Here is a 24,930-nt window from a genome sequence, read left to right as displayed (position 1 = left end):
CCCAGATGAACATACCGCCCGCAACCAGCATCACGGTCAGGGCGTTCACCATATATGCCAGATCGCGCGCAAGGTTGGCGCCGATCGCGGCAAACACCGCGACCGCACCCAGCGCGATCAGCTTGAACAGATTTGACATCGTCCTCGTGTCCCTTTGCATTTCATAGCAGAACCCGGCCCGTCACGACGAATCGAACGGGCAGACGGGCATCCGGCCACCATCGCATAGGATCGCAACAAGCACACGTCCTTGATCTGAATCAAAGCGCAAAGACGCGGCGTTTCCGGCATGATTGCCTGACAGGCGGGCCGATCTTCTCATGGTTGACGCCGGGTTGATGCAAGTCAATGTAAACGGGCGCGGAATGCGTCACAATCATGCGAACAGGAACAGGAGCGACCCTGATGAGCTTCAAGACAATCCTTACCGTCATCACCGACCCCAGCCAGACCAGCCAGCTTGACGCAGCAGCGGCATTGGCCCTGCGCGAAGATGCCCATCTCGAAGTGTTTTGCCTTGGCGTCGATCACAGCCAGGTTGGCTATTACTATGCCGGGGCCTCGGCCTATGTGTTTCAGGAATCCATCGACAAATCCATGACGGCGGCCGAAACGCTGGAAAAAACGGTGCGCGACCGGCTGACGCCGAACACCGCGCTGCGCTGGTCGGTCGATTCCGCCGTGGCCCAGTCGGGCGGGCTGACCACGCTGATCGGGATGCGCGCCCGCTTTGCCGATGTGATGGTGCAGAACCACCCCTATGGCGACACCGCCCCGCCCGATGCCGAAGCCGTGACCGAGGCCGCGATGTTCGAAGGCGGCTGTCCGGTGCTGGTGCTGCCGCGCGGCGATCTGCCGACCGAGCCGCCGAAAAAGGTGATGGTCGCGTGGAACCAGTCGAACGAGGCCATCGCCGCCGTGCGCCGCGCCCTGCCCCTGCTGGTAGCAGCGGAATCGGTGGAAATCACCGTGGTCGATCCCAAGCCCTTTGGCCCCGAACGCTCGGATCCGGGGGGCGCGCTGTGTCAGATGCTGGTTCGTCACGGTGCCCGCGCCGAAATCGCCGTGCTGGCGCGCACCGAACCGGCCATCAGCGACGTGCTGATCCGCCGCGCTCAGGAAACCGGTGCCGATATGATCGTGATGGGGGCCTATGGCCATTCGCGCTTTCGCGAGGCGATCCTTGGCGGCGCAACCCGCAACATGCTGGAAAATTCGCCCGTCGCGGTTTTCATGGCCCGCTGAGACCACGCTGGCGCAAAACACCCAGGGCCGGGGCCGCCCCGGCCCTGGACAGGTTAGTTCAGCCAGCCGCCATCGGCGTCATCGCCCGATTCCTCGACCAGACGCGCGAAATCGGGGACGGTGATGCTGCGCTTGCCGTTCAGGGCGATCACCTCGTCGCGTTTCAGCGCGCTGACCTGCCGGCTGACGGTTTCCAGCGTCAGGCCCAGATAATCGGCCATCGCTTCGCGCGTCAGGGGCAAGACCATCTCCATCCGCCCGCCCGGCTGCGCCTTGCGCAGCGCGGCGTCGCGGCGGGCGACGATCGCCAGAAACGAGGCGATCTTTTCCCGCGCCGTCTTGCGCCCCAGCAGCAGCATCCATTCGCGCGCCGCGTCCAGTTCGTCCAGCGTCATTTCCAGCAGCCGCCGGGCGATATGCGGGGTGCGCGTCAGGATTTCCTCGAACGGTTTGCGGCGGAAACAGCACAGCGTCACATCCGTGGCCGCCGTGACCGTATATTGCGCGACCGAGCGTCCGGGCCGCCCCAGAAAGTCGCTGGGCAACAGCATCCCGACCATCTGCGTCCGCCCGTCGTCCATCGTCTGGGTCAGGCTGGCTACCCCGGACACGACCGAGGCGACGAAATCCATGCGGTCGCCCAACCAGACGATCACCTGCCCGGCCTCGTAACTGCGATAAAACTTTGCCCCCTCAAGCGTATCAAGCTCGTGGGATTCGCAATGCGCGCAAACGGCCCGATACCGGATCGGGCAGTCTGCGCAGGCCATATCTGGCCCGTGGGATCGGGTGATGTCGATTTGCATCCGCTTGATTTGTGTCAATGTATGTTCGCGCGTGGTTCCTATTTATATAGCGTATGGACCACGAATCGCAACTCAGGCAGCTGGGGCTTTTTGACGCGCGCGTGCCGCGCTATACTTCCTACCCCACAGCACCACAGTTTTCGCCCGCCGTCGGCCCGCAGCAGGCCGCCGACTGGATCAGCGCCGTGCCCGGTGATGCGCGCATTTCGCTGTATCTGCACATCCCGTTCTGCCGCAGGCTGTGCTGGTTCTGCGCCTGCCGCACGCAGGGCACGCAGACGCTGGAACCCGTTGCCGCCTATACCGAAACGCTGCTGACCGAAATCGCCATGCTGCGCGAACGGCTGGCACCGGGTGTGCGGCTGTCGCGGCTGCATTGGGGCGGTGGCACGCCCACGCTGCTGGCCCCCGACATGATCCGCCGCCTTGCGGGCGTGATCCACGACAGCTTTCCGCTGGATGACGGCGCGGAATTTTCGGTCGAGATCGACCCGAACGAGATCGACGAAGGCCGGATGGATGCGCTGGCCGAATCCGGTCTGACCCGCGCCAGCATCGGCGTGCAGGATTTCGACCCGCTGATCCAGAAAACCATTGGCCGCGAACAGTCCTTTGAACTGACCGCCAAAGCGGTTGAGATGATCCGCGCGCGCGGCATTACCAGCCTGAACGCCGACATCCTGTTCGGCCTGCCCCATCAGGACAAGCGCCGCATATCGGACACGGTGCAAAAGCTGCTGGCGCTGAACCCCGACCGGGTGGCGCTGTATGGCTATGCCCATGTGCCGTGGATGTCGAAGCGTCAGGTCATGATCCCCGGCGAGGCGCTGCCCAATTCCGAATCGCGGCTGGCACTGTTCGAAACCGCGCGCGACCTGTTTCTGGCCGATGGCTATGATGAAATCGGCATTGACCATTTCGCCCGCCCCGATGACGGGCTGGCCATCGCCGCCCGCACCGGCCACCTGCGCCGCAATTTTCAGGGCTATACCGACGACCGCGCGCCGACCCTGATCGGGCTGGGGGCCAGCTCCATTTCCCGCTTTCCGCAGGGGTTCGCGCAGAACGCGCCGGCGACCGGCGCCTATCAGGCCGCGATCCGCGACGGGCGGTTGTCCACCTCGCGCGGGCACGCCTTTACCGCCGAAGACATCTGGCGCAGCCGCATGATCGAGGCGCTGATGTGCGATTTCCACCTCAGTTCAGCCGAAATGATCCGCGATTATGGCCTGACCCAAGAACGGCTGGCGCAGCTTTACGCCCCGGTCAAGGACAAGTTCGGCGACATGGTGCAGGTCAGCGACGAGGGCCTGTCGATCCCTGAACGCGCCCGCCCGCTGACCCGGATGATCGCCATGGCCTTTGACGCCTACACCGTTCAGGCCAAGGGCCATTCCCCGGCGATCTGACCTGACGCACACCACCCCGCACCCGCATCATACGGGTGCGGGCGCTGCGCCCCGCTTAATGCGCCTCGGCCCAGTTGGCCCCCTGCCCGGCGTCCACCACCAGCGGCACCGACAGTTTCACGGCGGGTTCGGCGGCACCCTCCATCACCTGACGCGCGGCTGCGATCAGGGTATCGACGGCATCTTGCTGCACCTCGAACACCAGTTCGTCATGCACCTGCAACAGCATCGTCGCGGGCAGGTCTTTGATCGCATCGGGCATACGGATCATCGCGCGGCGGATGATGTCGGCAGCCGCGCCCTGAATCGGCGCGTTGATCGCCGCGCGCCGCGCCCCGCCCGCCGCCGGACCAGAGGCGTTGATGCCCGGCGTATTGATCCGCCGCCCGAACAGTGTCCGCACGAAACCGTCGCGTTTGGCATCGGCCACGGTCTGATCCATATAGGCGCGGATTTCGGGGAAGCGTTCGAAATAGGTGTCGATGAACGCCTGCGCCTCGGCCCGCGGGATGCGCAGGTTGCGCGACAGGCCAAAGCCGGAAATGCCATAGATCACCCCGAAATTGATCGCCTTGGCGCGGCGGCGGATCATCGGGTCCATGCCCTGAACCGGAACGCCGAACATCTGGCTGGCGGTCATGGCGTGAATGTCGATCCCGTCGCGGAACGCCTGTTTCAGCGCCGGAATATCGGCGACATGGGCCAGAATCCGCAGTTCGATCTGGCTGTAGTCAAGGCTGACCAGCCGCATCCCCGGCCCGGCGACAAACGCCTCGCGGATGCGGCGGCCTTCGTCTGATCGCACGGGGATGTTCTGCACGTTCGGATCGGTCGAGGCCAGCCGCCCGGTCTGCGCCCCCGCAATGGAATAGGACGTATGCACCCGTCCGGTTTCCGGGTTCACATAGGTCGGCAGCGCATCGGTATAGGTGCTTTTCAGTTTCGACAGCCCGCGCCAGTCCAGCACGCGGGCGGGCAGGTCGTGCCCCTCGGCGGCCAGATCCTCCAGCACATCGGCGCTGGTGGAAAAGGCGCCGGTCTTGCCGGTCTTGCCGCCCGCAAGGCCCATCTTGTCGAACAGGATTTCGCCAAGCTGCTTGGGGCTGCCGACGTTGAACTTTTCCCCGGCCAGGGTGTGGATTTCATCCTCCAGCCCGGCCATGCGCTGTGCCAGCACGCTGGACATGCGGCGCAGCGTGTCGGCATCGACGCGGATGCCCGCCATCTCCATCGCGGCCAGAACCGGGACCATCGGGCGTTCCAGCGTTTCATAAACGGTGGTCACGCCATTGGGCGGCAGCATCGGCGCAAAGGTCTGCCACAGGCGCAGCGTCACATCGGCATCTTCGGCGGCATAGGGGGCGGCCCTGTCGATCGTGACCTGCGCGAAAGTGATCTGGCTTTTGCCCGAGCCGATCAGATCCTTGATCGGAATGGGGCGGTGGCCAAGATAGCGTTCGGCCAGTTCGTCCATGCCGTGGTTATGCGTGCCCGCGTGCAGCGCATAGGACATCAGCATCGTATCGGCGACAGGGGCCATGCGGATGCCGTGGCGGGCCAGAATCTTCCAGTCGTATTTGATGTTCTGCCCGATTTTCAGGATCGCGTCATCGGTCAGCACCGGCGTCAGCGCCGCCAGCACATCGGCCAGCGGCAACTGCCCCGGCACCAGACTGGCCGAGCCGAACAGGTCATCCGCCCCGGCCACATGCCCGACCGGAATATAGCAGGCCCGCCCCGGCGCGACGGCAAGGCTGATGCCGACCAGATCGGCCTGCATTTCATCCAGCCCGGTGGTTTCGGTGTCGATGGCGACCGCTCCGGCCTGCTGGATCGCGGCCACCCACGCGGCCAGCGCATCGGGCGTGGTGACGGTTTCGTAACCGGCATGGTCGATGGCCGCCTGTTCCGGGGCCGGAGCCTCGGACGGCGGGGCCGATTGCACCGGCGGCGCCTCGGCCCCCAGCTTTTCGGCGACGCGATTGGTCAGGCTGCGGAACTCCATCTGCGCCAGAAAGCCCAGCAGGGTGTCGGCGGCGGGGGGCTGCACCTCCAGCCCGGCCAGCGTCAGGTCCAGCGGCGTGTCGCAATCAAGCTGCACCAGCCGTTTCGAGATACGGATCTGTTCGGCATGGTCGATCAGGGTCTGGCGGCGTTTCGGCTGTTTGATCTCGGCCGCGCGGTCCAGCAGCGTTTCCAGATCGCCATATTCCTGAATCAGCTGCGCCGCCGTCTTGATGCCGATGCCCGGCGCACCCGGCACGTTATCGACCGAATCCCCGGCCAGAGCCTGCACATCGACAACCCGATCCGGGCCGACGCCGAATTTTTCGAACACCTCGTCGGGACCGATGGTCTTGCCCTTGATCGGGTCCAGCATATCGACGCCCTGCCCGACCAGTTGCATCAGGTCCTTGTCGGAACTGATGATCGTGACCGAACCGCCCGCATCCCGCGCCCGGCAAGCCAGCGTGGCGATGATGTCATCGGCCTCGAACCCTTCGGTTTCGATGCAGGCGATGTTGAAGGCGCGCGTCGCCTCGCGGGTCAGGGGGAACTGCGGGCGCAGATCCTCGGGCGCGGGGGGGCGGTTGGCCTTGTAATCGGGAAAAATCTCGTTGCGGAAGGTCTTGGAGGAATGGTCAAAGATCACCGCAGCATGGGTCGGCGCGTCATGGCCGTTCTGATCGCTGACATATTTCCACAGCATGTTGCAGAACCCCGCAACCGCCCCCACCGGCAGGCCATCGGATTTCCGCGTCAGCGGTGGCAGCGCGTGATAGGCGCGAAAGATGAAGGCCGATCCGTCGATCAGATGCAGGTGGCTGCCCTTGCCGAAATCGCCAGTGGTCATGGTGTTATCCTTTCGCGTATCCGGCGCCGTTGTGCCATGATCGGCACGCGGGGCAAAGGGGGGCCAGCCCCCCATCGCGTTCCGCGATTCCCCCCGGGATATTTTGCAGACCAAAGATACGGGCGGGGTGTTGATCGGCCAGCGCGCAAATATGCCAGGCTACAGGTGTGCCTGTCATACCGGGCCTGGATCGGGCCGGCAGCCCCGGCGCGGGGGGCTTGTGGTGAACGGCGTCAGCGCGGCGTGGTGCGGATCAATGGTCGTCGTGCGCGTGGTCGCGGTCGATCACGAACCGTTTGCCGCAATAGCCGCATTCGACCATGCCGCTGTCGCGCGAGACCGACAGCCAGACGCGGGGGTGGCCGGTGCCCGCAGCCTCGTCACCGTCGCAGGCGATCTTCCACGAGGTCACGGTCTGGGTTTCCGGGGCGGTATGGGCGGGCAATGCGGTCATGGCCGTTCCTTGAGCTTTGACGCAAAACAGGTTTATCTGCGCCGATCTTAAAAGGAGACGGCGCGCGATGCCAGACGCTTTGGCCGGAAATGCGATCGAAATCACCGGCCTGTCGAAAACCTATGCCGGTTCGGGCAAGGCCCCGCCGAAACAGGCGCTGAGCGGGCTGGATCTGACCATCCGCGCCGGGTCGATCTTTGGCCTGCTGGGGCCGAACGGGGCGGGGAAATCGACCACGATCAACATTCTGGCCGGGCTGGTGAACAAGACGGCGGGCAAGGTGGTGATCTGGGGTTTCGATCAGGATGTGAACCCGCGCCAGTCGCGCGCCGCCATCGGGGTCATGCCGCAGGAACTGAACATGGACCCGTTCTTTACCCCTCGGGCCAGTCTGGATGTGCAGGCGGGGCTGTATGGCGTGCCCAGAAACGAACGCTGGACGGATGAGTTGCTGGAGCTGGTCGGGCTGACCGATCAGGCCGAAAGCTATGCCCGCAATCTGTCGGGCGGGATGAAGCGGCGGCTGTTGCTGGCCAAGGCGCTGGTCCATCGCCCGCAGATTCTGGTGCTGGACGAACCGACCGCCGGGGTGGACATCACCTTGCGCGATATGCTGTGGGCCAATGTGCGGCGGCTGAACGAACAGGGGATGACCATCATCCTGACCACGCATTACCTGCAAGAAGCGCAGGAGATGTGCGACGAAATCGCCATCATCGACAAGGGGCGCCTGCTGATACGCGACAGCACCGAATCGCTGCTGCACCGCACCGATGGCAAGGCGCTGGTGATCGACACCGGCGGCCCGGTCGCGCTGCCGCCGCTGCCGCAAGGGGCCAGCGCGGAATGGCGCGGCGACGGGCGGCTGGCGATCAGCTATCCCCCGTCGCGTGTCCGCGCCGATCAGGTGCTGGATGCGCTGCGTGGCGCAGGCGTGCCGGTGATCGACGTGGCCAGCGAACAGCCCGATCTTGAGGATGTCTTTGTCGAACTGACCCGCCGTTAAGCCCCGCCGGACCGGGGGGCCTCAGGCGGCGCGCCTAGATCAGCCCCAGAATATGATCCGCCGCCTTTTCGCCGGTCATGATCGACGGAGCGTTCAGGTTGCCGTTGGTGATGCGCGGAAAGATGGAGCTGTCCGCCACGCGCAGGCCCTGCACGCCGATCACCCGCAGCGCCGGGTCCACCACGGCCTGCGGATCATCCGCCGCGCCCATCCGGGCCGTGCCGCAGGGGTGATAGGCGCTTTCGGCATGTTCGCGGATAAAGGCGTCGATTTCGGCATCGCTCTGCATTGCTGCGCCGGGCTGGATCTCATCGCCGCGATAGGGGGCAAAGGCGGGCTGCTCGAAGATGCGGCGGGTCAGGCGCACGCAGGCGCGGAACTCGGCCCAGTCATCGGGGTGCGACATATAGTTAAAGCGGATCTCGGGCGCTGCCGCCGGATCGGCCGAGGCCAGCCGCACCGTGCCGCGCGATTTCGACCGCATCGGGCCGACATGGGCCTGAAACCCGTGCCCCTGCGCCGCCGATTTGCCGTCATAGCGCACGGCCAGCGGCAGAAAGTGATACTGAATATCGGGGTAATCCACCGCATCCGACGACCGGATAAAGCCGCAGCTTTCAAACTGGTTCGAGGCCCCCAGCCCCGTCCCGCGCAGCAGCCATTGCAGGCCAACCTTTGCCTTGCCCCACAGATTATAGTGGGAATACAGCGTGATCGGCTGCAAGGATTTGAACTGCATATAGATTTCAAGGTGATCTTGCAGGTTCGCGCCTACGCCGGGGCGGTCGGCCATGATGTGAATGCCATGTTCGCGCAGGTGGTCGGCGGGGCCGATGCCCGACAGCATCAGCAGCTTGGGCGTGTTGATGGAGCTGGCCGACAGGATCACCTCGTGCCGGGCGCGGATGGTCATCAGGCGGCCATTGCGGTCGATTTCGACACCTATGGCGCGGTCGGCATCGAACATCACGCGGCGGGCCAGCCCGCGCGTGACCTTCAGCCGTCCGGTTTTCAGCGCCGGGCGCAGATAGGCGTTGGCGGTGGACCAGCGGCGGCCGCGCCAGATCGTGGCCTCCATCGGGCCAAAGCCCTCTTGCTGCTGGCCGTTGTAATCGTCGGTATAGGGCCATCCGGCCTGCTGGCCCGCCTGAATAAAGGCGTTGAACAGCGGATTGCTGCGCGGGCCGCGGGTGACATGCAGCGGACCGCCGGTGCCGCGCAGATCGGACGCGCCGCCGTGCCATGTTTCCATGCGGCGGAAATAGGGCAGCACGTCATCCCAGCCCCAGCCCGCCGCGCCGCTGTCGGCCCAGTGGTCGTAATCGGCGCGGTTGCCGCGCACAAAGACCATGCCGTTGATGCTGGACGATCCGCCCAGCACCTTGCCACGCGGCGTGGCCAGCACGCGCCCGCCCAGGCCCGGTTCCGGCTGTGTCTGAAAGCCCCAGTCATAGCGCGCCATGTTCATCGGATAAGACAGCGCCGCGGGCATCTGGATGAACGGCCCGGCATCCGAGCCGCCGTATTCGATCAGGTTGACCGAATGCCCCGCCTGCACCAGACGATAGGCCAGCGCGCAGCCGGCGGACCCGGCCCCCACGATCACATAATCAGCGGTCATCATGTTACCTCAATACGGGGCCTCGACCGGCCCCATCCCGACATAGACAGATTTGAGCTGCGAATAATGTTCGATCGCAGCGGCCGAGTTTTCGCGCCCCAGCCCCGATGCCTTGACCCCGCCAAAGGGCATCTGCACCGGCGTCAGGTTATAGGTGTTGATCCAGCAGGTGCCCGCCTGCAAGGCCGCGATCACGCGATGCCCGCGCGTCAGGTCGGCGGTAAACACCCCTGCGGCCAGACCAAAGCTGGTGGCATTGGCGCGGCGGATCGCCTCGGGTTCGTCGTCGAAGGTCAGCACGGTCATCACCGGGCCAAAGATTTCCTCGCGCGCGATGGTCATATCGTCGCTGGCATCGGCAAAGACGGTGGGCGGGATGAACGCGCCTTCCCCCGGCCCGCCGCAGACCAGACGCGCGCCCTGCGCCTGACCGGCAGCAATGGCGGCGCGGATTTTTTCGGCCTGCGCGGCGTTGATGATGGGGCCGTGCTGGGTTTCGGGGTCCAGCGGGTCGCCCATGCGCACGCTCGCCGCGCGTTCGGCCAGCCGGGCCAGAAACGCATCCGCGATCCCGCGCTGCACGAAAACCCGCGTGCCGTTGGAACAGATCTGCCCCGAGGAATAGAAGTTCGCCAGAATTGCCGCGCTGACGGCATCTTCAAGGCTGGCGTCGTCAAAGACGATCAGCGGCGATTTGCCGCCCAGTTCCATGGTGACATGGCGCATCCCCTCGGCCGCCGCCGTATAGACCCGCCGCCCCGTAGGAACCGAGCCGGTCAGCGAGACCTTGGCCACGTTCGGATCAGTGGTCAGCGCCGCCCCGACCTCGCCGCGCCCCTGCACCACGTTGAAGATACCGGGCGGCAGGCCCGCCTCGGTCAGGATTTCGGCCAGCTTCAGCGCACCCAGCGGCGTTTCCTCGGAGGGTTTGAACACCATCGCATTGCCCATGACCAACGCGGGCGCGGCCTTCCAGCAGGCGATCTGGCTGGGATAGTTCCACGCCCCGATCCCCGCACAGACCCCCAGCGGTATGCGCACGGTATAGGCCCAGTCCTGCCCCAGCGGGATGTGGCTGCCGGTCAGCGTTGCCGCCAGCCCGCCGAAAAATTCCAGCGCATCGGCACCGGATGGCCAGTCGGCCACGCGGGTTTCCTGAATCGGCTTGCCGGTATCCAGCGTTTCCAGCCGGGCCAGTTCCTCGGCCCGGTCGCGGATGATGGCGGCGGCGCGGATCAGCACGCGGCCCCGTTCCACCGGCGCCAGCGCGGCCCATGCAGGCTGCGCCTGTGCGGCCGCCGCGCAAGCCTGCGCCACCTGATCGGCGGATGCCTGACGCAGCAGCGCGATGCGCGATCCGTCATAGGGATACAGCACCGGCAGATCGTCGCCCTGCCCCTGCACATATGCGCCGCCGATATAAAGACTGTTCTGTGGTTGCGCCTGCATTCTGTCCTCTTAGCCTAGGGTTTCGTCCAGATAGCCCGCCACAGTCCGCATGGCCGCGATGGCATCGGTCGGGCCGGGTGTCAGCGCCGCGCGCAGATACAACCCGTCGATCAGCGCGCCCAGCGTCTGGGCCACCGCCTGCGGCTGGTCGGTCAGGGGCCGCAGCGCAAAGACCAGATTCGAATACAGCCGCCGGTGATAGACCCGCAGCAGACGCGCCGCTTCGTCATTGACCAGCGCCATCGCGTAAAAGTTAAGCCAGGCGCTGACGACCTCGTGGCGGAAATTCTGCGGGGCAAAGCTGGCGGAAACGATGCCGTCCAGCCGTTTTCGGCCAAGGCTGCCGGGCAGGCCCACCCGCACCGAATCGCGATAGACGTTCAGGATATGCCGCATCGCCGCCAGAAAAATCTGGTCCTTGGACCCGAAATAGTGATGCGCCAGCGCCGGCGACATGCCTGCCGCGCGGGCAATCTGGGCCACGGTCACATCCCGCGACCCGGCCTGCCCCACCTCGGCAATGGCGGCGTTGATTAATGCAGCCTTTCGGATAGGCTCTGCACTTGGCTTGGGCATGGCGTGACCGCTGATCCGGGGAAACGTGGATTAACTGTTGCACTTTTGTGCCTACGCCCCATTAATTGACTGGTCAATCAAAATCACGGAGAGACATCACATGACCATCACCCGCCTTGTCGCCGCGCTGGCCGCCACCACGGCGCTGGCCGCACCGGCGCTGGCCTCTGATCCCGAAAGCTGTCAGGCGGTCGTGCTGTCGGACGTGGGCTGGACGGACATCACCGCCACCACGGCGCTGGCCGCGGCGGTGCTGGACGGCATCGGCTATCAGACCGAAATCAAGGTTCTGTCCGTGCCCGTGACCTATACCGCGCTGGCCACCGGCGATGTGGATGTGTTCCTTGGCAACTGGATGCCCACGATGGAGGCCGACATCGCCCCCTATCGCGACGCCGGCACGGTGGACACGGTGCGCACCAACCTGACCGGGGCGAAATACACGCTGGCCACCAACAAGGCCGGGGCCGATCTGGGCATCGTCAGCTTTACCGACCTTGCCACGCACAAGGACGCGCTGAACGGCCAGATCTACGGGATCGAGCCGGGCAACGACGGCAACCGCCTGCTGCTGGAAATGGTGGCCGAGGACAAATTCGGCCTTGGCACCTTCGAGGTGGTGGAATCGTCCGAACAGGGGATGCTGGCGCAGGTCAGCCGCGCCGATGCCGGTTCGCGGCCCATCGTGTTTCTGGGCTGGGAACCGCACCCGATGAACGCGCAGCACGAACTGACCTATCTGTCAGGCGGCGACGAAGTATTCGGCCCCGATTTCGGCGGAGCCGAGGTGCGCACCAACACCCGCGCCGGCTATGTCGCGGAATGCCCGAATGTCGGCAGGTTCCTGCAAAATCTGGCCTTTACCCTGCCCATGGAAAACGAGGTCATGGGCAAGATCCTGAACGACGGTGCCACCCCCGCGAATGCCGCGCGTGAATGGCTGCAAGCCAACCCCGATGCCGCAACCCCGTGGCTGGATGGCGTGACCACCTTTGACGGCAATGACGCCCAACAGGCACTGAGCGCGGCCTTGGCCGGCTGATCCCTGACGACAACGGCTGCGGCGGGCATCCCACCCGCTGCGGCCCCAAGCGACGAGGAACCGCATGGAACAACTGACGGCGCTGCTGACCGCAACCAAGATCCCGGTCGGGCGAACGGCAAAGCAGATCGTGGACTGGCTGATCGCGAATGCGACGTGGTTCTTTGACGCGATCTCGGACGGGTTGCGCTCGCTGACCAACGGTATCCTGTGGCTGCTGAACGCGCCGCATCCGCTGATCTTCATTGCGCTGGCCGTCGCGCTGACATGGGCCTTGCAGCGCAACTGGCGCACCTGCCTGCTGGTCGCCGCCGGGTTCCTGTTCATCCTGAACCAAGGCTATTGGAAGGAAACGCTGGACACGCTGACGCTGGTGCTGGCGTCCTGCGTGGTCTGTATGGGGCTGGGGGTGCCGGTAGGCATCGCCGCCGCGCACCGGCCGCGCCTTTATGCGGTGATCCGGCCGGTGCTGGACCTGATGCAGACCATGCCGACCTTTGTCTATCTTATCCCTGCCATTGTGTTTTTTGGTTTGGGTATGGTGCCGGGGCTGATCGCGACAGTGATCTTTGCCCTGCCCGCACCGATCCGGCTGACGCATCTGGGCATCTCGTCAACGCCGCTGGCCCTGCGCGAAGCGGCGACGGCATTCGGGGCAACCCCCCGGCAATTGCTGTGGAAGGTGGAACTGCCCAGTGCGATGCCGCAGATCATGGTCGGACTGACGCAAACCATCATGCTGTCGCTGTCGATGGTGGTGATCGCGGCGCTGGTCGGTGCACCGGGGCTGGGGGTGCCGGTGGTGCGGGCGCTGAACTCGGTCAATACGGCGCTTGGGTTTGAATCAGGCATGGTGATCGCCGTGTTGGCCATCGTGCTGGACCGGATGCTGCGGATGGAGCGGGCGAAATGAATGCGGTTGAATTCGACAATGTGAACATCGTCTTTGGCGAGCGCCCCTCGGCGGCGCTGCCGCTGATGGATCAGGGGCTGGATCGCGGCCAGATCAAATCCGAAACCGGGCAGGTTCTGGGCGTTCACAACTGCGCGCTGAATGTCGCGCAGGGGGAAATTCTGGTGCTGATGGGCCTGTCGGGATCGGGCAAATCCACCTTGCTGCGCGCGGTGAACGCGCTGAACCCGGTCTGCCGCGGCGAAGTGCGGGTCTGGGACGGGCAACAGATGATTTCCGTCACCCGCGCCAGCAAGGCCGAACTGCGCAAGATCAGGCTGCGCCATGTGGCGATGGTGTTTCAGCAATTCGGCCTGCTGCCCTGGCGCACGGTGCGCGAAAACGTGGGGCTTGGGCTGGAACTGGCCGGTCTGCCCGCCAGGGAACGTGCCAGCCGCGTCGATCATCAGCTGGCCACCGTGGGGCTGACCGAATGGGCCGACCGCCGCGTAGGCGATCTGTCGGGCGGGATGCAGCAGCGCGTCGGCCTTGCCCGCGCGTTCGCGACCGAGGCACCGATCCTGCTGATGGACGAGCCGTTTTCCGCGCTGGACCCGCTGATCCGCTCGCGCCTTCAGGACGAGTTGCTGGAATTGCAGGCCAAGGACCGGCGCACGATCATCTTTGTCAGCCACGATCTGGACGAAGCCTTTAAACTGGGCAACCGCATCGCGCTGATGGAGGGGGGCCGCATCGTCCAGATCGGCACCGCCCGCGACATCATCGCCAACCCGGCCAATGAATATGTCGAGGATTTCGTGCGCCACATGAACCCGCTCGGCGTGCTGACGGCTGCCGATGTGGCCCTGCCGGGCGATGCGGCCACGCCTGCGACCGGCGCGCCGATCCCGCCCGAAACCCCGGTGCGCGAGGTGATCCAGATGCTGCGGGGCAACCAGACCCCGGCCGTAAATGTGCAGGGCGGCAGGCATGTCACGCAGGCCTCGGTGCTGGCCGGGCTGATCGACCCGCAGGGTCAGGGTGTGGCCTAGCTGTTCAGCAAATCGCGGTGATAGCGGGTCAGCAACAGCAGGCCCACTGTCATCGTGACGATGCCAAAGGCAAAGACATAGGCCGGGCTGACATACCAGCCTGAATAGCTGGGATAAAACCCGTGCCGCACCTGCCCGACGATATGAACCACCGGGTTCCACCACAGCCAGTCGCGATAGGGCACCGGCACGGAATCGAACGGGAACAGGATACAGGCCAGAATGAACATCGGCCGGTTCAGCACCGCCCAGATCTTGTTCCACGTCGGAAAGGCCGAGCCAAGAAAACAGTTCAGCGTCCCTACCCCTGCCGCCAGCACGGTGGCCATCGCAAACCCAAGCGCGATGCTGGCGATCTGCGGATCGGTGCGCGTGTCCATCGTCAGAACGATGCCGGTCAGCACGACATAGGCCACCAGCAATTGCGTTATCACGTTCAGCATCAGCCGTGCCACCAGCGCATCGACGAATGTCACCGCCGGATAGGCCAGCAGCCGCTGGGAATAGCGGATCGCATCACCGATGCTGGCCGCGATATGGTTATAGAACATGAACGGCACGATCCCGCTGGCATAAAAGATCGCAAAATTGGTGCCGATCGGCGGGCTGCGCAGCGCCAGTGAAAAGATCACCACCAGCAGGGTGATCCCGGCCACAGGTTCGAGCACGGCCCAGATATATCCGCCGGCGCTGCGGCCATAGGTGGTGGACATCTCGCGCAGCATCAGCGCCCCGACCGCGCGCATCGTCGGCCAGCGGCGGCGGACGCTGTTGATTTCGCGCAGCTCGGGCTTGGCGGGCGCAGCGGCGGGCTGGGGCAAGGCGGGTTTCATGGGCGTGACTGCCGGACAAGGATCAGGATGCAGCACTCACAGACATATGGCCCGTCTGCGCTGGAACTGCGATGGCAGTTTATGTATGACCGGCAGGCAGAGATCAACATTCAGGCAGGCACCATGGCCGCGTCGCATCCCCCTTCTTCTGATGGCAGCCCGGAAACGCCCGCCGCCGCCGATCAGCGCCCCGGCTTTGTCACCGGCAAGGCGATGGCGGCGGTGAACCCGCCCAAGCCCCCAGATGCCGCGCCCGCCGCCAAGCCCAAACCCGCAGCAGCCCGCGCCAATGCCGCGAAACTTGGCGTGGTCGAGGGCGGCGAGGCCAAGCGCAAGGCCAACCCGGCCAAGCCCGCCGCGCCGCCACAACAACCCAGCACCCCCTTGCCGCCGGTGGCCCCGACCGCAGGCCCGGCCCGGCTGGGATCGCGCCACGTTTTCATCGCCGCCAGCTTTGTGCTGGGGGTGGTTTTGCCGATCCTTGTCAGCGCATGGTATCTTTATACCCGCGCGAACGATCAATACGCATCATATGTCGGCTTTTCGGTGCGCAGCGAATCCGCCGCGGCCCCGGGTGAATTGCTGGGGGGGTTGGGCACCCTGCTGGGCGCATCCAGCAATTCGACCACCGACAGCGACATCCTGTACAAGTTCATGACCAGCCACGATCTGGTCTCGCGCATCAATCAGCGGCTGGACCTGCGCGCGATCTGGTCCAAGGCGTCGGGCGACCCGGTGTTCGGCTATCGCGGCGATGCCTCGCTGGAAGATTTGCGGCAGAACTGGGAACGCAAGGTCCGGGTGTATTTCGACAACGGCATGATCGACCTGCGGGTGCTGGCCTTTGACCCCGCCGATGCGCAGGCTATTTCGCAGGCGATCATGGACGAAAGCACCGACATGATTAACGACCTGAACGCCGTCGCGCGCGAGGATACCCTGCGCTATGCCCGCGCCGAGGTCGAACAGGCGGTCGAGCGGGTAAAACAGGCCCGGCAGGATATGAACGCCTTTCGCAACCTGCATCAGATGGTCGATCCGGCGGCGGATGTGCAGATGCAGTCGGGCATCGTCGCATCCCTGCAAGGGCAGCTGGCGGAATCGCTGATCTCGCTGGCGATGCTGAAATCCAACGCACAGCCCAACGATCCGCGCGTCAGCCAGGCCGAACTGCGCATCGCCACCATCCGCGAGCAGATCGAGGACGAACGCCGCAAGCTTGGCTCATCCACCAGCAGCGGCGAGGTGCTGTCGGATGTGGTCGGCCAGTATGAGGGGCTGCTGGTTGATCGCCAGTTCGCCGAGCAGACCTATACCGCCACGCTGGCCGCGCTGGACGTGGCGCAGGCCGAGGCGCGGCGGCAGTCGCGCTATCTGGCGGCCTATGTGCGCCCGACGCTGGCGCAGCAGGCCGAATACCCCGAACGGGCCAAGCTGCTGGGCATCATCTCGGGCTTTTTGCTGCTGAGCTGGCTGATCGGGGTGCTGATCTATTACAGTCTGCGCGACCGCCGCTGAACCGCCATGGTCGTGCTGGAAAACCTGACCAAGACCTATGTGCTGCAAGGCAAGCGCAAGACCGTGGCGCAAAACATCAACGCGGTTTTCCCGACCGGCGTGTCCGTTGCCCTGCTGGGCCGGAACGGTGCCGGGAAATCGTCGCTGCTGCGAATGATCGCGGGCACCATGCTGCCAACGTCCGGGCGCATCCTGTCCACCGGCACGATCAGTTGGCCGGTGGGATTCGCCGGGTCGTTCCACGGCGATCTGACCGGCGAACAGAACTGCCGCTTTGTCGCCCGTATCTATGGCGTCGATACGGACGAGGTGATCGCCTTTGTGCGGGATTTCGCCGAAATCGGGCAGCATTTCTATCTGCCGATCCGCACCTATTCATCGGGGATGAAATCGCGTCTGGCCTTTGGCGTGTCGATGGCCGTGCCCTTTGACACCTATCTGGTGGACGAGGTGACAGCCGTGGGCGATGCGCAGTTCCGGGCCAAATCCAACCGTGTTTTCAATGCCCGGATGGAAAAAGCCGGCTCTATCGTGGTGTCGCACAACCTGCGTTCGCTGCGCGATATATGCGACGCCGGGGCGGTTCTGGAAAACGGCCGCCTGACCTATTACCACGATCTGGCCGACGCAATCGAACACCACCGCAGCAATATGCACATCGCCGGTGATGTGTAACAATTTTATGTCCGGGCCTTGGCTCTTTCTTTCCGTTTCCTGTGCGGCTAGTGTCCCCAAGACATTGGCAACAAACAGGAAGCCGCGTGATGAAAGTCTTGGTTCTGGGCGGGGACGGGTTTTGCGGATGGCCTAGCGCACTGCATCTCTCGGCCAATGGGCACGAGGTGGTGATCGTGGACAACCTGTCCCGCCGCAAGATCGACGTCGAGCTTGAGGCAGGCTCGCTGACGCCGATCCGCCCGCTGGGGCAACGGCTGGACGCCTGGCGCGAGGTGTCGGGAAAAACCATCCGCTTTGTCAATCTGGACGTGGCGCAGGATTACGACCGGCTGCTGGCGCTGTTTCAGGCAGAAGCGCCCGATGCCGTGATCCACTTTGCCGAACAGCGCGCCGCGCCCTATTCGATGAAATCGAGCTGGCACAAGCGTTACACGGTCAACAACAACCTGAACGCCACCAATAACGTGCTGGCAGCGATTGTCGAAAGCAAACAGGATATTCACCTGCTGCATCTGGGCACGATGGGGGTCTATGGCTATGGCACCGCCGGGATGCGCATCCCCGAAGGCTATCTGACGGTGCGCGTCGCCACCGAACATGGCGATGCGGAACAGGAAATCCTGTATCCGGCGAATCCCGGCAGCATCTATCACATGACCAAGACGCAGGATCAGCTTTTCTTCTTTTATTACAACAAGAACGACAAGCTGCGCATCACCGACCTGCATCAGGGCATCGTCTGGGGCACCGAAACCGACCAGACCCGCCGCGACCCGCGCCTGATCAACCGCTTTGACTATGACGGCGATTACGGCACGGTGCTGAACCGCTTTCTGATGCAGGCGGCGGTCGGCCATCCGCTGACCGTGCATGGCACCGGCGGCCAGACCCGCGCCTTCATCCACATTCAGGACACCTGCCGCTGCATCGAACTGGCGCTGCTGAACCCGCCAGCCAAAGGCGACCGGGTGGCCATCCTGAACCAGATGACCGAAACCCACCGCATCCGCGATCTGGCAAAAATGATCGCCGACCAAACCGGGGCCGAAATCGCCAACCTGCCCAACCCGCGGATCGAAGCGGACGAAAACGACCTGCATGTGGCAAACGACCAGTTCCTTGGCCTTGGCCTGAACCCGATCCGGCTGGAAGACGGGCTGATGGCCGAAGTCACCGAAATCGCACGCAAATACGCAGACCGCTGCGATCAGTCGAAAATCCCCTGCGTATCGAACTGGCGCGGATAAATTGCGTATTTAAGCAAACAGGAAGCAGCCCGCGCCGCTTCCTGTTTGTCCAAATACGCTCTTGGGGCGGGGCGTTAACTCTGCTCGGCCAGTTCCAGATTTTCCAGCGCGGTCATCCAGATGTCTTCGGCGCGCCCCATCGCTTCGCGCGCTTCGGCGTGTTTGCGGCCCCATTTTTCGGCTTCGGACGGGTTGCCATAGATGGCCGGGTCGGCCAGCTTTGCATCCAGTTTTTCCAGCATCTCGGTCAGCTTGGCGACGCGTTCTTCGGCGCGGCGCACCTCGGCGCGCAGGGCCAGCAATTCGTCGCGGGGGGCGCGTTTCGGGCGCGGCGGTTCGGCGACTGCGACAACAGGCGGCGGAGTGTCGCCTTTCAGCAGAAAGGCGCGGTATTCATCCAGATCGCCCTGCCACGGGCTGACCGCGCCATCTTTCACCAGCCACAGCCGGTCGGCGACCAGCCCCAGCAGGTGCATGTCGTGGCTGACCAGCACCACCGCGCCGGTGTAATCGTTCAGCGCCTCGGTCAGGGCCTCGCGGGATTCGATGTCAAGATGGTTGGTCGGTTCGTCAAGGATCAGCAGATGCGGGGCATCGATGGTGGCGATCAGCAGCGACAGCCGTGCCTTTTGCCCGCCCGACAACTGCCCGACCGGAGTTTCGGCCTGCGCCTCCATCAGGCCAAAGCCCGCCAGCCGGGCGCGCAGCCGGGCCGGGGCCTCGTCCGGGCGCAGGCGGCGGATGTGATCCAGCGGAGTTTCATCCAGATGCAGCTCGTCCACCTGATGCTGGGCGAAATAGCCGATGCGCAGCCTGGTGCTGGCCGTCATCCGCCCATCCATCGGGACCAGCCGCCCGGCCAGCAGCTTGGACAGCGTGGATTTGCCCTGCCCGTTCCGCCCCAGCAGGGCGATGCGGTCGTCCTGATCTATGCGCAGGTTCAGCCGCCGCAGCACCGTGCGGTCGCCGTAACCCACCGCTACGCCATCCAGCGCCACGATGGGCGGGGACAACTGATCCGGCTGCGGAAAGCTGAAGCGGAACAGTTTCGCATCCTCGGGCGCGGTGATCGGCTCCATCTTTTCCAGCATCTTGACGCGGGCCTGCGCCTGCCGGGCCTTGGTGGCCTTGGCGCGGAAACGGTCCACGAAAGATTGCAGATGCGCGCGGCGCAGTTCCTGTTTCTTGGCCTCGGCCGCTTGCAGGGCGCGGCGCTGCGCGCGCAGCCGGGCAAAGCTGTCATAGCCGCCGGAATACAGCGTCAGCGTCTTGTTTTCCAAATGCAGGATATGCCCGACCGCACGGTTCAGCAGGCCGCGATCATGGCTGATGACGATCACCGTATGCGGATAGCGGGCCAGATAGCCTTCCAGCCACAGCGCGCCTTCCAGATCCAGATAGTTGGTCGGTTCGTCCAGCATCAGCAGATCGGGTTGCGCCAGCAGCACGCCCGCCAGTGCGATCCGCATCCGCCAGCCGCCGGAAAAATCGCGGCTGGGGCGGGCCTGATCGGCGGTCGAAAACCCCAGCCCGTCAAGGATCGAGGCGGCCCGCGCCTCGGCTGACCAGGCGTCGATGTCGGTCAGCCGGGTCTGGATTTCGGCGATACGGTGCGGGTCGGTCGCCACCTCGGCTTCGGCCAGCAGATCGGCGCGTTCGGTATCTGCGGCCAGAACCGTGGCCAGAACCGTGGCATCGGTGCCCGGTGCCTCTTGCGCGACGCCGCCGATGCGGGCGCGGGGCGGCAGGTCGATGCTGCCGCCGTCCAGCGTCAGTTCGCCCCGGATCAGCCGGAACAGCGTCGTCTTGCCCGCGCCGTTCGGCCCGACCAACCCGACCTTGTGACCGGCGGGGATCGTGGCCGAGGCATGTTCCAGCAGCGGGCGGCCCTGAATGGAAAAGGATATATCATCAATGCGCAGCATGGGTGCGGCATGGCGCATCGGCACAGGCGCGTCAATGGGCGGCCATGCTTGCCCGTTGCGGCAGCGCCCCCAGACGCCTAATCTGCCGCCACAACAGGGGGAGAGGATGATGACCCAGGGCTTTGACACCACCGCCATTCACGCCGGAGCCGAGCCGGACCCGGCCACCGGCGCGCGGCAGGTGCCGATTTACCAGACCACGGCCTATGTGTTCCGCGATGCCGACCACGCCGCCAGGCTGTTCGGGCTGCAAGAGGTCGGCTATATCTATTCGCGCCTGACCAACCCCACCGTTGCCGCGCTGCAAAACCGTGTCGCGGCGCTAGAGGGTGGCGCGGGCGCGGTTTGCTGTTCCTCGGGCCATGCGGCGCAGATCATGGCGCTGTTTCCGCTGATGGCGCCGGGGCGCAACATCGTCGCCTCGACCCGGCTGTATGGCGGCACGATCACGCAGTTCAGCCAGACGATCAAACGCTTTGGCTGGTCGTGCAAATTCGTCGATTTCGACGATCTGGACGCATTGGCCGCCGCCATCGACGACGACACCCGCGCGGTGTTTTGCGAATCGATCAGCAATCCGGGCGGGTATGTCACCGATATTCCGGCGGTTGCGGCCATCACCGACAAGGCGGGCATCCCGCTGATCGTGGATAACACGCTGGCCACCCCCTATCTGTGCCGCCCGATCGAGATGGGCGCGACGCTGGTGGTCCACAGCCTGACCAAATACATGACCGGCAATGGCACCGTGACCGGCGGCGTCGTGGTGGACAGCGGCACATTCGACTGGTCGGCCAGTGACAAATTCCCCAGCCTGTCCGCGCCCGAACCCGCCTATCACGGGCTGAAGTTCCACGAGACCTTTGGCAATCTGGCCTTTACCTTTCACGGCATCGCCATCGGGCTGCGCGATCTGGGCATGACGCTGAACCCGCAGGCGGCGCATTACACGCTGATGGGCATCGAAACGCTTGGCCTGCGGATGCCGCGCCATGTGGAAAACGCGGTCAAGGTGGCCCAGTGGCTGGAAAAAGACCCGCGCGTGACGGGTGTGACCTATGCCGGGCTGGAATCCTCGCCCTGGCATGAAACGGCGCAGCGGCTGTATCCCAAAGGGGCCGGGGCGCTGTTCACCTTTGCGGTCAAGGGTGGCTATGACGCCTGCGTGCGGCTGGTCGATCATCTGAAGCTGTTCAGCCATGTTGCGAACCTTGGCGACACGCGCAGCCTTGTGATCCATTCCGCCTCGACCACGCACAGCCAGCTGACCCCCGACCAGCAGCGCGCTGCCGGTGCCGCCCCCGAGGTGGTGCGCCTGTCCATCGGGATCGAGGACGCCGCCGATCTGATCGCCGATCTGGATCAGGCGCTGACGGCGGCCTGCGGCTGACACGGGCCTGACTTTGGGGCTGCACGGCATGGCCGCTGCGGCCCCCTGCGCAAACCTCGCGGCGGCGGCATCATTTCGCGCTTGCAGCACAGGGCGGGGCGCGCAATTCTGCCCTGCATGAGCGGACGCGAACCCCTTGACCTGACCGAGATAACGCCGGGTGCCGCAGTGGACCGGGCGCGGCATGGCTGGCGGGCGAAATGCCTGCAACGGCTGATCCGCATGGACCTGCCGGTGCCGCAAAGCTGGGCGATCAGCAGCGAATCGGTGCGGGCCATTGCCTCGGGGCAGATCCCCCCGACCCCGGCGCTGGCCGGTCTGTTTGCCCGCACAGCCGGGCTGGTCGGTGTGCGGCCATCGGCGATGCATCCCGAATGGGGCGGGCCGGGCACGGTGCTGCATGTCGGCATGAACGACGCCTGCCACGCCCATCTGACCGAACGCCTTGGCAAAGATGCGGCGGATGCGCTGTATCTGTCGTTCATCCAGACCTATGCGGTGCAGATCGCGCGGCTTGACCCGGATATGTTCGCTCAGGGCGGGCCGGGGGCGCTGGATGATGCGCGGCGGGCGTGGCGTGCCGAAATGGACGAGGATTTCCCGCAAGACCCCGCCCGGCAACTGGCCGAGGTGTTGCGCGCCATGGCCCGCGCATGGGACGGGCCGACGGCGCGGCTGCTGCGCCATGCCAAGGGCGCGCCCGCCGATGCGCCGCTGGGGCTGGTGGTGCAGGAAATGGCACTGGCGCTTGGCCCCGGCGTGACCGGATCGGGCACGATCCAGTTCATCGACAGCGTGACCGGCACCCCCCGCATTACCGGGCGTTTTCGCGGGCAGCAACTGGGCGCGGCACGCGGGGCGGGGGCCGAAACGCTGTATCTGACCCGCGACACCCGTGGCCCCTCGCTCGAAGAAACCGCGCCGCAGGTCTTTGCCGATCTGGTGCGCTTTGGCATTGCCGCGCGCGAACGTCTGCGCGAGGAAATGCAGTTCGAATTCATCGTCACCGACGGCACGCTGTCGATCATCGACGCCACGCGGGTCGAGCGATCCTCGCGCGCGTCGGTGCGCATCGCGGTGGCACTGGCCCGCGACGACATCATCCCCCCGGACGAGGCGGTGATGCGCGTCCAGCCCCGCGCGCTGTCGGATCTGCTGCATTATCAGGTGGACCCGCGCGCCCCGCGCGACACCATCACCCGTGGCATCAACGCCAGCCCCGGTGCCGCCACCGGGCGCATCGTGTTCACCGCCGCCGCCGCGCAGGCCAGTGCCGCGCGGGGCGAGCCTTGCGTTCTGGTCCGCCGCGAAACCGTGCCCGAGGATATTCGCGGGATGCACGCCTCGGTCGCGGTGCTGACGGAACGCGGCGGCACCTCCAGCCACGCCGCCGTGATCGCGCGCGGCCTTGGCCTGCCCTGTATCGTCGGCGCGACCGGGTTAAGCATCGACACCCGTGCCCGCACGCTGCACGCCGGGGGGCGCACCCTGCGCGAAGGCGACGAGATCACCATCGACGGCACCTCGGGCGAGGTGCTGGCCGGCGCGGCGGAAATGCTGGAACCGGCGCTGGACGACAGCTTTAACCAATTGCTGGACTGGGCCGACGCCGCGCGCAAGATCGGTGTGCGCGCCAATGCCGACACCCCCGAAGACGCGCGCACCGCCCGCATGTTCAAGGCGCAGGGCATCGGGCTGTGCCGCACCGAACACATGTTCTTTGACGAAAACCGCCTGCCCGCCATGCGCGAGATGATCTTTGCCGACAAGGCCGAGGATCGCCGCCTTGCGCTGGAACGCATCCTGCCGATGCAGCGCGACGATTTCGTGGAACTGTTCACCATCATGGCCGGGTTGCCGGTCACGATCCGCCTGTTCGACCCGCCGCTGCACGAATTCCTGCCCCACGACCGCGAAGGGATGCGCGAACTGGCCGAGTCGCTGGCCCTGCCCCTGTCCGAAGTCACTCGCCGGGTCGAGGCGCTGTCCGAATACAACCCGATGCTGGGGATGCGAGGCGTCCGTCTGGGCATCACCCTGCCCGAAATCTATGAAATGCAGGCCCGCGCCATTTTTGAGGCCACGGTCATCGCCAGCCGCAAGGGCGCGCCGGTGGTGCCGGAAATCATGATCCCGCTGGTCTCCGCCATGCGCGAGGTAGAGCTGGTCAAGACCCGTGTCGATGCCATCGCCGCCAGCGTCCGCAACCAGATGCACGCCGATTTCACCTATCGGCTGGGGGTGATGGTCGAAACCCCGCGCGCGGCGCTGCGGGCGGGTGATATTGCCGCACATTCGGCCTTTTTGTCCTTTGGCACCAATGACCTGACGCAGATGACCTATGGCCTGTCGCGCGATGATGCGGGGCGGTTCATGTCCAGCTATGTCAATCAGGGCGTCTATGTCGAAGACCCGTTTCACATTCTGGACGCTGACGGCGTGGGGGAATTGCTGCTGATGGGCTGCGAAAGGGCGCGCCAGTCCAGACCGGGCATCACCCTGTCGGTCTGCGGCGAACATGGCGGCAACCCGCAATCCATCGCCTTTTGCCACCGTGCCGGGGTGGATTATGTGTCCTGCTCGCCCTTCCGGGTGCCGGTCGCCCGGCTGGCCGCAGCGCAGGAATCGATTCGATGCCGGACCGAATCGAGCTTTGACGATTCGCCCGCAGCCCTGCGCTGACTGGCCCCTGCCGGTTCCCCCGCGACACGCGGATTTGCCGATTCCTGCCAGATCAGCATGACGGCATCAGCAAGTTTCCGCCCGTTAACCATTTTTACGGGCTGAAAATGCCGCTCACACGCCTGTGGGCTGGAACCGGCGGTTTCTAAAATCTTAATCACCTTCTCTGACGGCGCGCCGATACCGGGGCGTCGTGATTTGCACCCGAACCATAGAAACCGACGCGACGCGAATTCAGAGGGATATTTCCA

General features: G+C 65.0%; 19 protein-coding genes. 11 read left to right on the top strand and 8 right to left on the bottom strand.

Annotation, left to right across the window (positions count from 1 at the left end):
* The first annotated feature begins 405 nt into the window (after window positions 1–405).
* On the top strand, window positions 406–1,245 hold the full coding sequence (locus Q4G14_RS13305; RefSeq protein ID WP_303362241.1) for a universal stress protein: 840 nt from the start codon (window positions 406–408) through the stop codon (window positions 1,243–1,245).
* Window positions 1,246–1,298: 53 nt separating this feature from the next.
* Here the strand turns inward: Q4G14_RS13305 and fnrL are convergent, their stop codons facing one another.
* On the bottom strand, window positions 1,299–2,051 hold the full coding sequence (fnrL, locus tag Q4G14_RS13300; protein ID WP_303362240.1) for a transcriptional regulator FnrL: 753 nt from the start codon (window positions 2,049–2,051) through the stop codon (window positions 1,299–1,301).
* A 53-nt stretch (window positions 2,052–2,104) separates the two neighbouring features.
* On the opposite strand from fnrL, the gene hemN reads away from it, so the two are divergent.
* Window positions 2,105–3,460 (top strand): oxygen-independent coproporphyrinogen III oxidase, encoded by a 1,356-nt coding sequence (gene hemN / locus Q4G14_RS13295; RefSeq protein ID WP_303362239.1) that lies wholly within the window; start codon window positions 2,105–2,107, stop codon window positions 3,458–3,460.
* Window positions 3,461–3,515: 55 nt separating this feature from the next.
* On the opposite strand, the gene polA is transcribed toward hemN, so the two are convergent.
* Window positions 3,516–6,314 carry a DNA polymerase I gene (gene polA / locus Q4G14_RS13290; protein ID WP_303362238.1) on the bottom strand — a complete coding sequence of 933 codons (2,799 nt, stop codon included), beginning with the start codon at window positions 6,312–6,314 and terminating at the stop codon, window positions 3,516–3,518.
* A gap of 253 nt (window positions 6,315–6,567) precedes the next feature.
* Window positions 6,568–6,768 carry a zinc-finger domain-containing protein gene (locus tag Q4G14_RS13285; RefSeq protein WP_303362237.1) on the bottom strand — a complete coding sequence of 67 codons (201 nt, stop codon included), beginning with the start codon at window positions 6,766–6,768 and terminating at the stop codon, window positions 6,568–6,570.
* A gap of 67 nt (window positions 6,769–6,835) precedes the next feature.
* Between Q4G14_RS13285 and Q4G14_RS13280 the strand changes: the two genes are divergently transcribed.
* Entirely contained in the window at window positions 6,836–7,774 is a 939-nt protein-coding gene (locus Q4G14_RS13280; protein WP_303362236.1) for an ABC transporter ATP-binding protein, read from the top strand.
* A 34-nt stretch (window positions 7,775–7,808) separates the two neighbouring features.
* Here the strand turns inward: Q4G14_RS13280 and betA are convergent, their stop codons facing one another.
* Genes betA through betI form a run of 3 tightly spaced genes read right to left on the bottom strand, consistent with a single transcriptional unit; the run spans window position 7,809 to window position 11,420 of the window.
* Window positions 7,809–9,395 carry a choline dehydrogenase gene (gene betA, locus Q4G14_RS13275; RefSeq protein WP_303362244.1) on the bottom strand — a complete coding sequence of 529 codons (1,587 nt, stop codon included), beginning with the start codon at window positions 9,393–9,395 and terminating at the stop codon, window positions 7,809–7,811.
* A 9-nt stretch (window positions 9,396–9,404) separates the two neighbouring features.
* A complete protein-coding gene (gene betB, locus Q4G14_RS13270; RefSeq protein WP_303362235.1) occupies window positions 9,405–10,844 on the bottom strand; it encodes a betaine-aldehyde dehydrogenase in 1,440 nt (479 codons plus the stop codon).
* A 9-nt stretch (window positions 10,845–10,853) separates the two neighbouring features.
* Window positions 10,854–11,420: a transcriptional regulator BetI gene (gene betI, locus Q4G14_RS13265; protein ID WP_303362234.1), complete on the bottom strand. Its 567-nt coding sequence runs from the start codon at window positions 11,418–11,420 to the stop codon at window positions 10,854–10,856.
* A gap of 100 nt (window positions 11,421–11,520) precedes the next feature.
* Here betI and choX point away from each other — a divergent pair, with 100 nt between their 5' ends.
* The 3 genes from choX to choV all read left to right on the top strand — a co-directional run bounded on the left by choX (window position 11,521) and on the right by choV (window position 14,406).
* Complete coding sequence (gene choX / locus Q4G14_RS13260; RefSeq protein WP_303362233.1) at window positions 11,521–12,462, top strand: choline ABC transporter substrate-binding protein; 942 nt, start codon at window positions 11,521–11,523, stop codon at window positions 12,460–12,462.
* Between the two features lie 64 nt (window positions 12,463–12,526).
* On the top strand, window positions 12,527–13,375 hold the full coding sequence (gene choW / locus Q4G14_RS13255) for a choline ABC transporter permease subunit (RefSeq protein ID WP_303362232.1): 849 nt from the start codon (window positions 12,527–12,529) through the stop codon (window positions 13,373–13,375).
* Complete coding sequence (choV, locus tag Q4G14_RS13250) at window positions 13,372–14,406, top strand: choline ABC transporter ATP-binding protein (RefSeq protein ID WP_303362231.1); 1,035 nt, start codon at window positions 13,372–13,374, stop codon at window positions 14,404–14,406. The genes choW and choV overlap by 4 nt, the downstream gene beginning before the upstream one ends.
* Here choV and Q4G14_RS13245 read toward each other — a convergent pair.
* Window positions 14,403–15,239, bottom strand: a complete 837-nt coding sequence (locus Q4G14_RS13245; RefSeq protein WP_303362230.1) for an ABC transporter permease — start codon at window positions 15,237–15,239, stop codon at window positions 14,403–14,405. The two genes, choV and Q4G14_RS13245, sit on opposite strands and share 4 nt — an antisense overlap.
* Before the next feature lie 27 nt (window positions 15,240–15,266).
* Here Q4G14_RS13245 and Q4G14_RS13240 point away from each other — a divergent pair, with 27 nt between their 5' ends.
* The 3 genes from Q4G14_RS13240 to Q4G14_RS13230 all read left to right on the top strand — a co-directional run bounded on the left by Q4G14_RS13240 (window position 15,267) and on the right by Q4G14_RS13230 (window position 18,682).
* The gene (locus Q4G14_RS13240; protein ID WP_303362229.1) at window positions 15,267–16,757 is read left to right on the top strand and encodes a capsule biosynthesis protein; all 1,491 of its coding nucleotides are present in this window, start codon (window positions 15,267–15,269) and stop codon (window positions 16,755–16,757) included.
* 6 nt (window positions 16,758–16,763) lie between these two features.
* Window positions 16,764–17,432, top strand: a complete 669-nt coding sequence (locus tag Q4G14_RS13235; protein WP_303362228.1) for an ABC transporter ATP-binding protein — start codon at window positions 16,764–16,766, stop codon at window positions 17,430–17,432.
* Window positions 17,433–17,521: 89 nt separating this feature from the next.
* On the top strand, window positions 17,522–18,682 hold the full coding sequence (locus tag Q4G14_RS13230) for an NAD-dependent epimerase/dehydratase family protein (RefSeq protein ID WP_303362227.1): 1,161 nt from the start codon (window positions 17,522–17,524) through the stop codon (window positions 18,680–18,682).
* 74 nt (window positions 18,683–18,756) lie between these two features.
* Here the strand turns inward: Q4G14_RS13230 and Q4G14_RS13225 are convergent, their stop codons facing one another.
* On the bottom strand, window positions 18,757–20,607 hold the full coding sequence (locus tag Q4G14_RS13225; RefSeq protein ID WP_303362226.1) for an ABC-F family ATP-binding cassette domain-containing protein: 1,851 nt from the start codon (window positions 20,605–20,607) through the stop codon (window positions 18,757–18,759).
* A gap of 109 nt (window positions 20,608–20,716) precedes the next feature.
* Here Q4G14_RS13225 and Q4G14_RS13220 point away from each other — a divergent pair, with 109 nt between their 5' ends.
* Complete coding sequence (locus tag Q4G14_RS13220) at window positions 20,717–21,997, top strand: O-acetylhomoserine aminocarboxypropyltransferase/cysteine synthase family protein (RefSeq protein WP_303362243.1); 1,281 nt, start codon at window positions 20,717–20,719, stop codon at window positions 21,995–21,997.
* A gap of 117 nt (window positions 21,998–22,114) precedes the next feature.
* The gene (locus Q4G14_RS13215; RefSeq protein ID WP_303362225.1) at window positions 22,115–24,679 is read left to right on the top strand and encodes a putative PEP-binding protein; all 2,565 of its coding nucleotides are present in this window, start codon (window positions 22,115–22,117) and stop codon (window positions 24,677–24,679) included.
* Window positions 24,680–24,930: the final 251 nt, after the last annotated feature.

The organism is Paracoccus sp. (in: a-proteobacteria), from assembly GCF_030538755.1.
Lineage (GTDB): Bacteria > Pseudomonadota > Alphaproteobacteria > Rhodobacterales > Rhodobacteraceae > Paracoccus.
The sequence above is the reverse complement of the archived record's forward strand: the minus strand, read 5'-3'. Positions and strand labels throughout refer to the sequence as shown.

What these genes read in the sequence shown, in the direction of transcription:
- Q4G14_RS13305 (WP_303362241.1), top strand. Translation starts at nt 406, where the DNA reads ATGAGCTTCAAGACAATCCTTACCGTCATCACCGACCCCAGCCAGACC.
- fnrL (WP_303362240.1), bottom strand. Translation starts at nt 2,051, where the DNA reads ATGCAAATCGACATCACCCGATCCCACGGGCCAGATATGGCCTGCGCA.
- hemN (WP_303362239.1), top strand. Translation starts at nt 2,105, where the DNA reads ATGGACCACGAATCGCAACTCAGGCAGCTGGGGCTTTTTGACGCGCGC.
- polA (WP_303362238.1), bottom strand. Translation starts at nt 6,314, where the DNA reads ATGACCACTGGCGATTTCGGCAAGGGCAGCCACCTGCATCTGATCGAC.
- Q4G14_RS13285 (WP_303362237.1), bottom strand. Translation starts at nt 6,768, where the DNA reads ATGACCGCATTGCCCGCCCATACCGCCCCGGAAACCCAGACCGTGACC.
- Q4G14_RS13280 (WP_303362236.1), top strand. Translation starts at nt 6,836, where the DNA reads ATGCCAGACGCTTTGGCCGGAAATGCGATCGAAATCACCGGCCTGTCG.
- betA (WP_303362244.1), bottom strand. Translation starts at nt 9,395, where the DNA reads ATGACCGCTGATTATGTGATCGTGGGGGCCGGGTCCGCCGGCTGCGCG.
- betB (WP_303362235.1), bottom strand. Translation starts at nt 10,844, where the DNA reads ATGCAGGCGCAACCACAGAACAGTCTTTATATCGGCGGCGCATATGTG.
- betI (WP_303362234.1), bottom strand. Translation starts at nt 11,420, where the DNA reads ATGCCCAAGCCAAGTGCAGAGCCTATCCGAAAGGCTGCATTAATCAAC.
- choX (WP_303362233.1), top strand. Translation starts at nt 11,521, where the DNA reads ATGACCATCACCCGCCTTGTCGCCGCGCTGGCCGCCACCACGGCGCTG.
- choW (WP_303362232.1), top strand. Translation starts at nt 12,527, where the DNA reads ATGGAACAACTGACGGCGCTGCTGACCGCAACCAAGATCCCGGTCGGG.
- choV (WP_303362231.1), top strand. Translation starts at nt 13,372, where the DNA reads ATGAATGCGGTTGAATTCGACAATGTGAACATCGTCTTTGGCGAGCGC.
- Q4G14_RS13245 (WP_303362230.1), bottom strand. Translation starts at nt 15,239, where the DNA reads ATGAAACCCGCCTTGCCCCAGCCCGCCGCTGCGCCCGCCAAGCCCGAG.
- Q4G14_RS13240 (WP_303362229.1), top strand. Translation starts at nt 15,267, where the DNA reads ATGCAGCACTCACAGACATATGGCCCGTCTGCGCTGGAACTGCGATGG.
- Q4G14_RS13235 (WP_303362228.1), top strand. Translation starts at nt 16,764, where the DNA reads ATGGTCGTGCTGGAAAACCTGACCAAGACCTATGTGCTGCAAGGCAAG.
- Q4G14_RS13230 (WP_303362227.1), top strand. Translation starts at nt 17,522, where the DNA reads ATGAAAGTCTTGGTTCTGGGCGGGGACGGGTTTTGCGGATGGCCTAGC.
- Q4G14_RS13225 (WP_303362226.1), bottom strand. Translation starts at nt 20,607, where the DNA reads ATGCTGCGCATTGATGATATATCCTTTTCCATTCAGGGCCGCCCGCTG.
- Q4G14_RS13220 (WP_303362243.1), top strand. Translation starts at nt 20,717, where the DNA reads ATGACCCAGGGCTTTGACACCACCGCCATTCACGCCGGAGCCGAGCCG.
- Q4G14_RS13215 (WP_303362225.1), top strand. Translation starts at nt 22,115, where the DNA reads ATGAGCGGACGCGAACCCCTTGACCTGACCGAGATAACGCCGGGTGCC.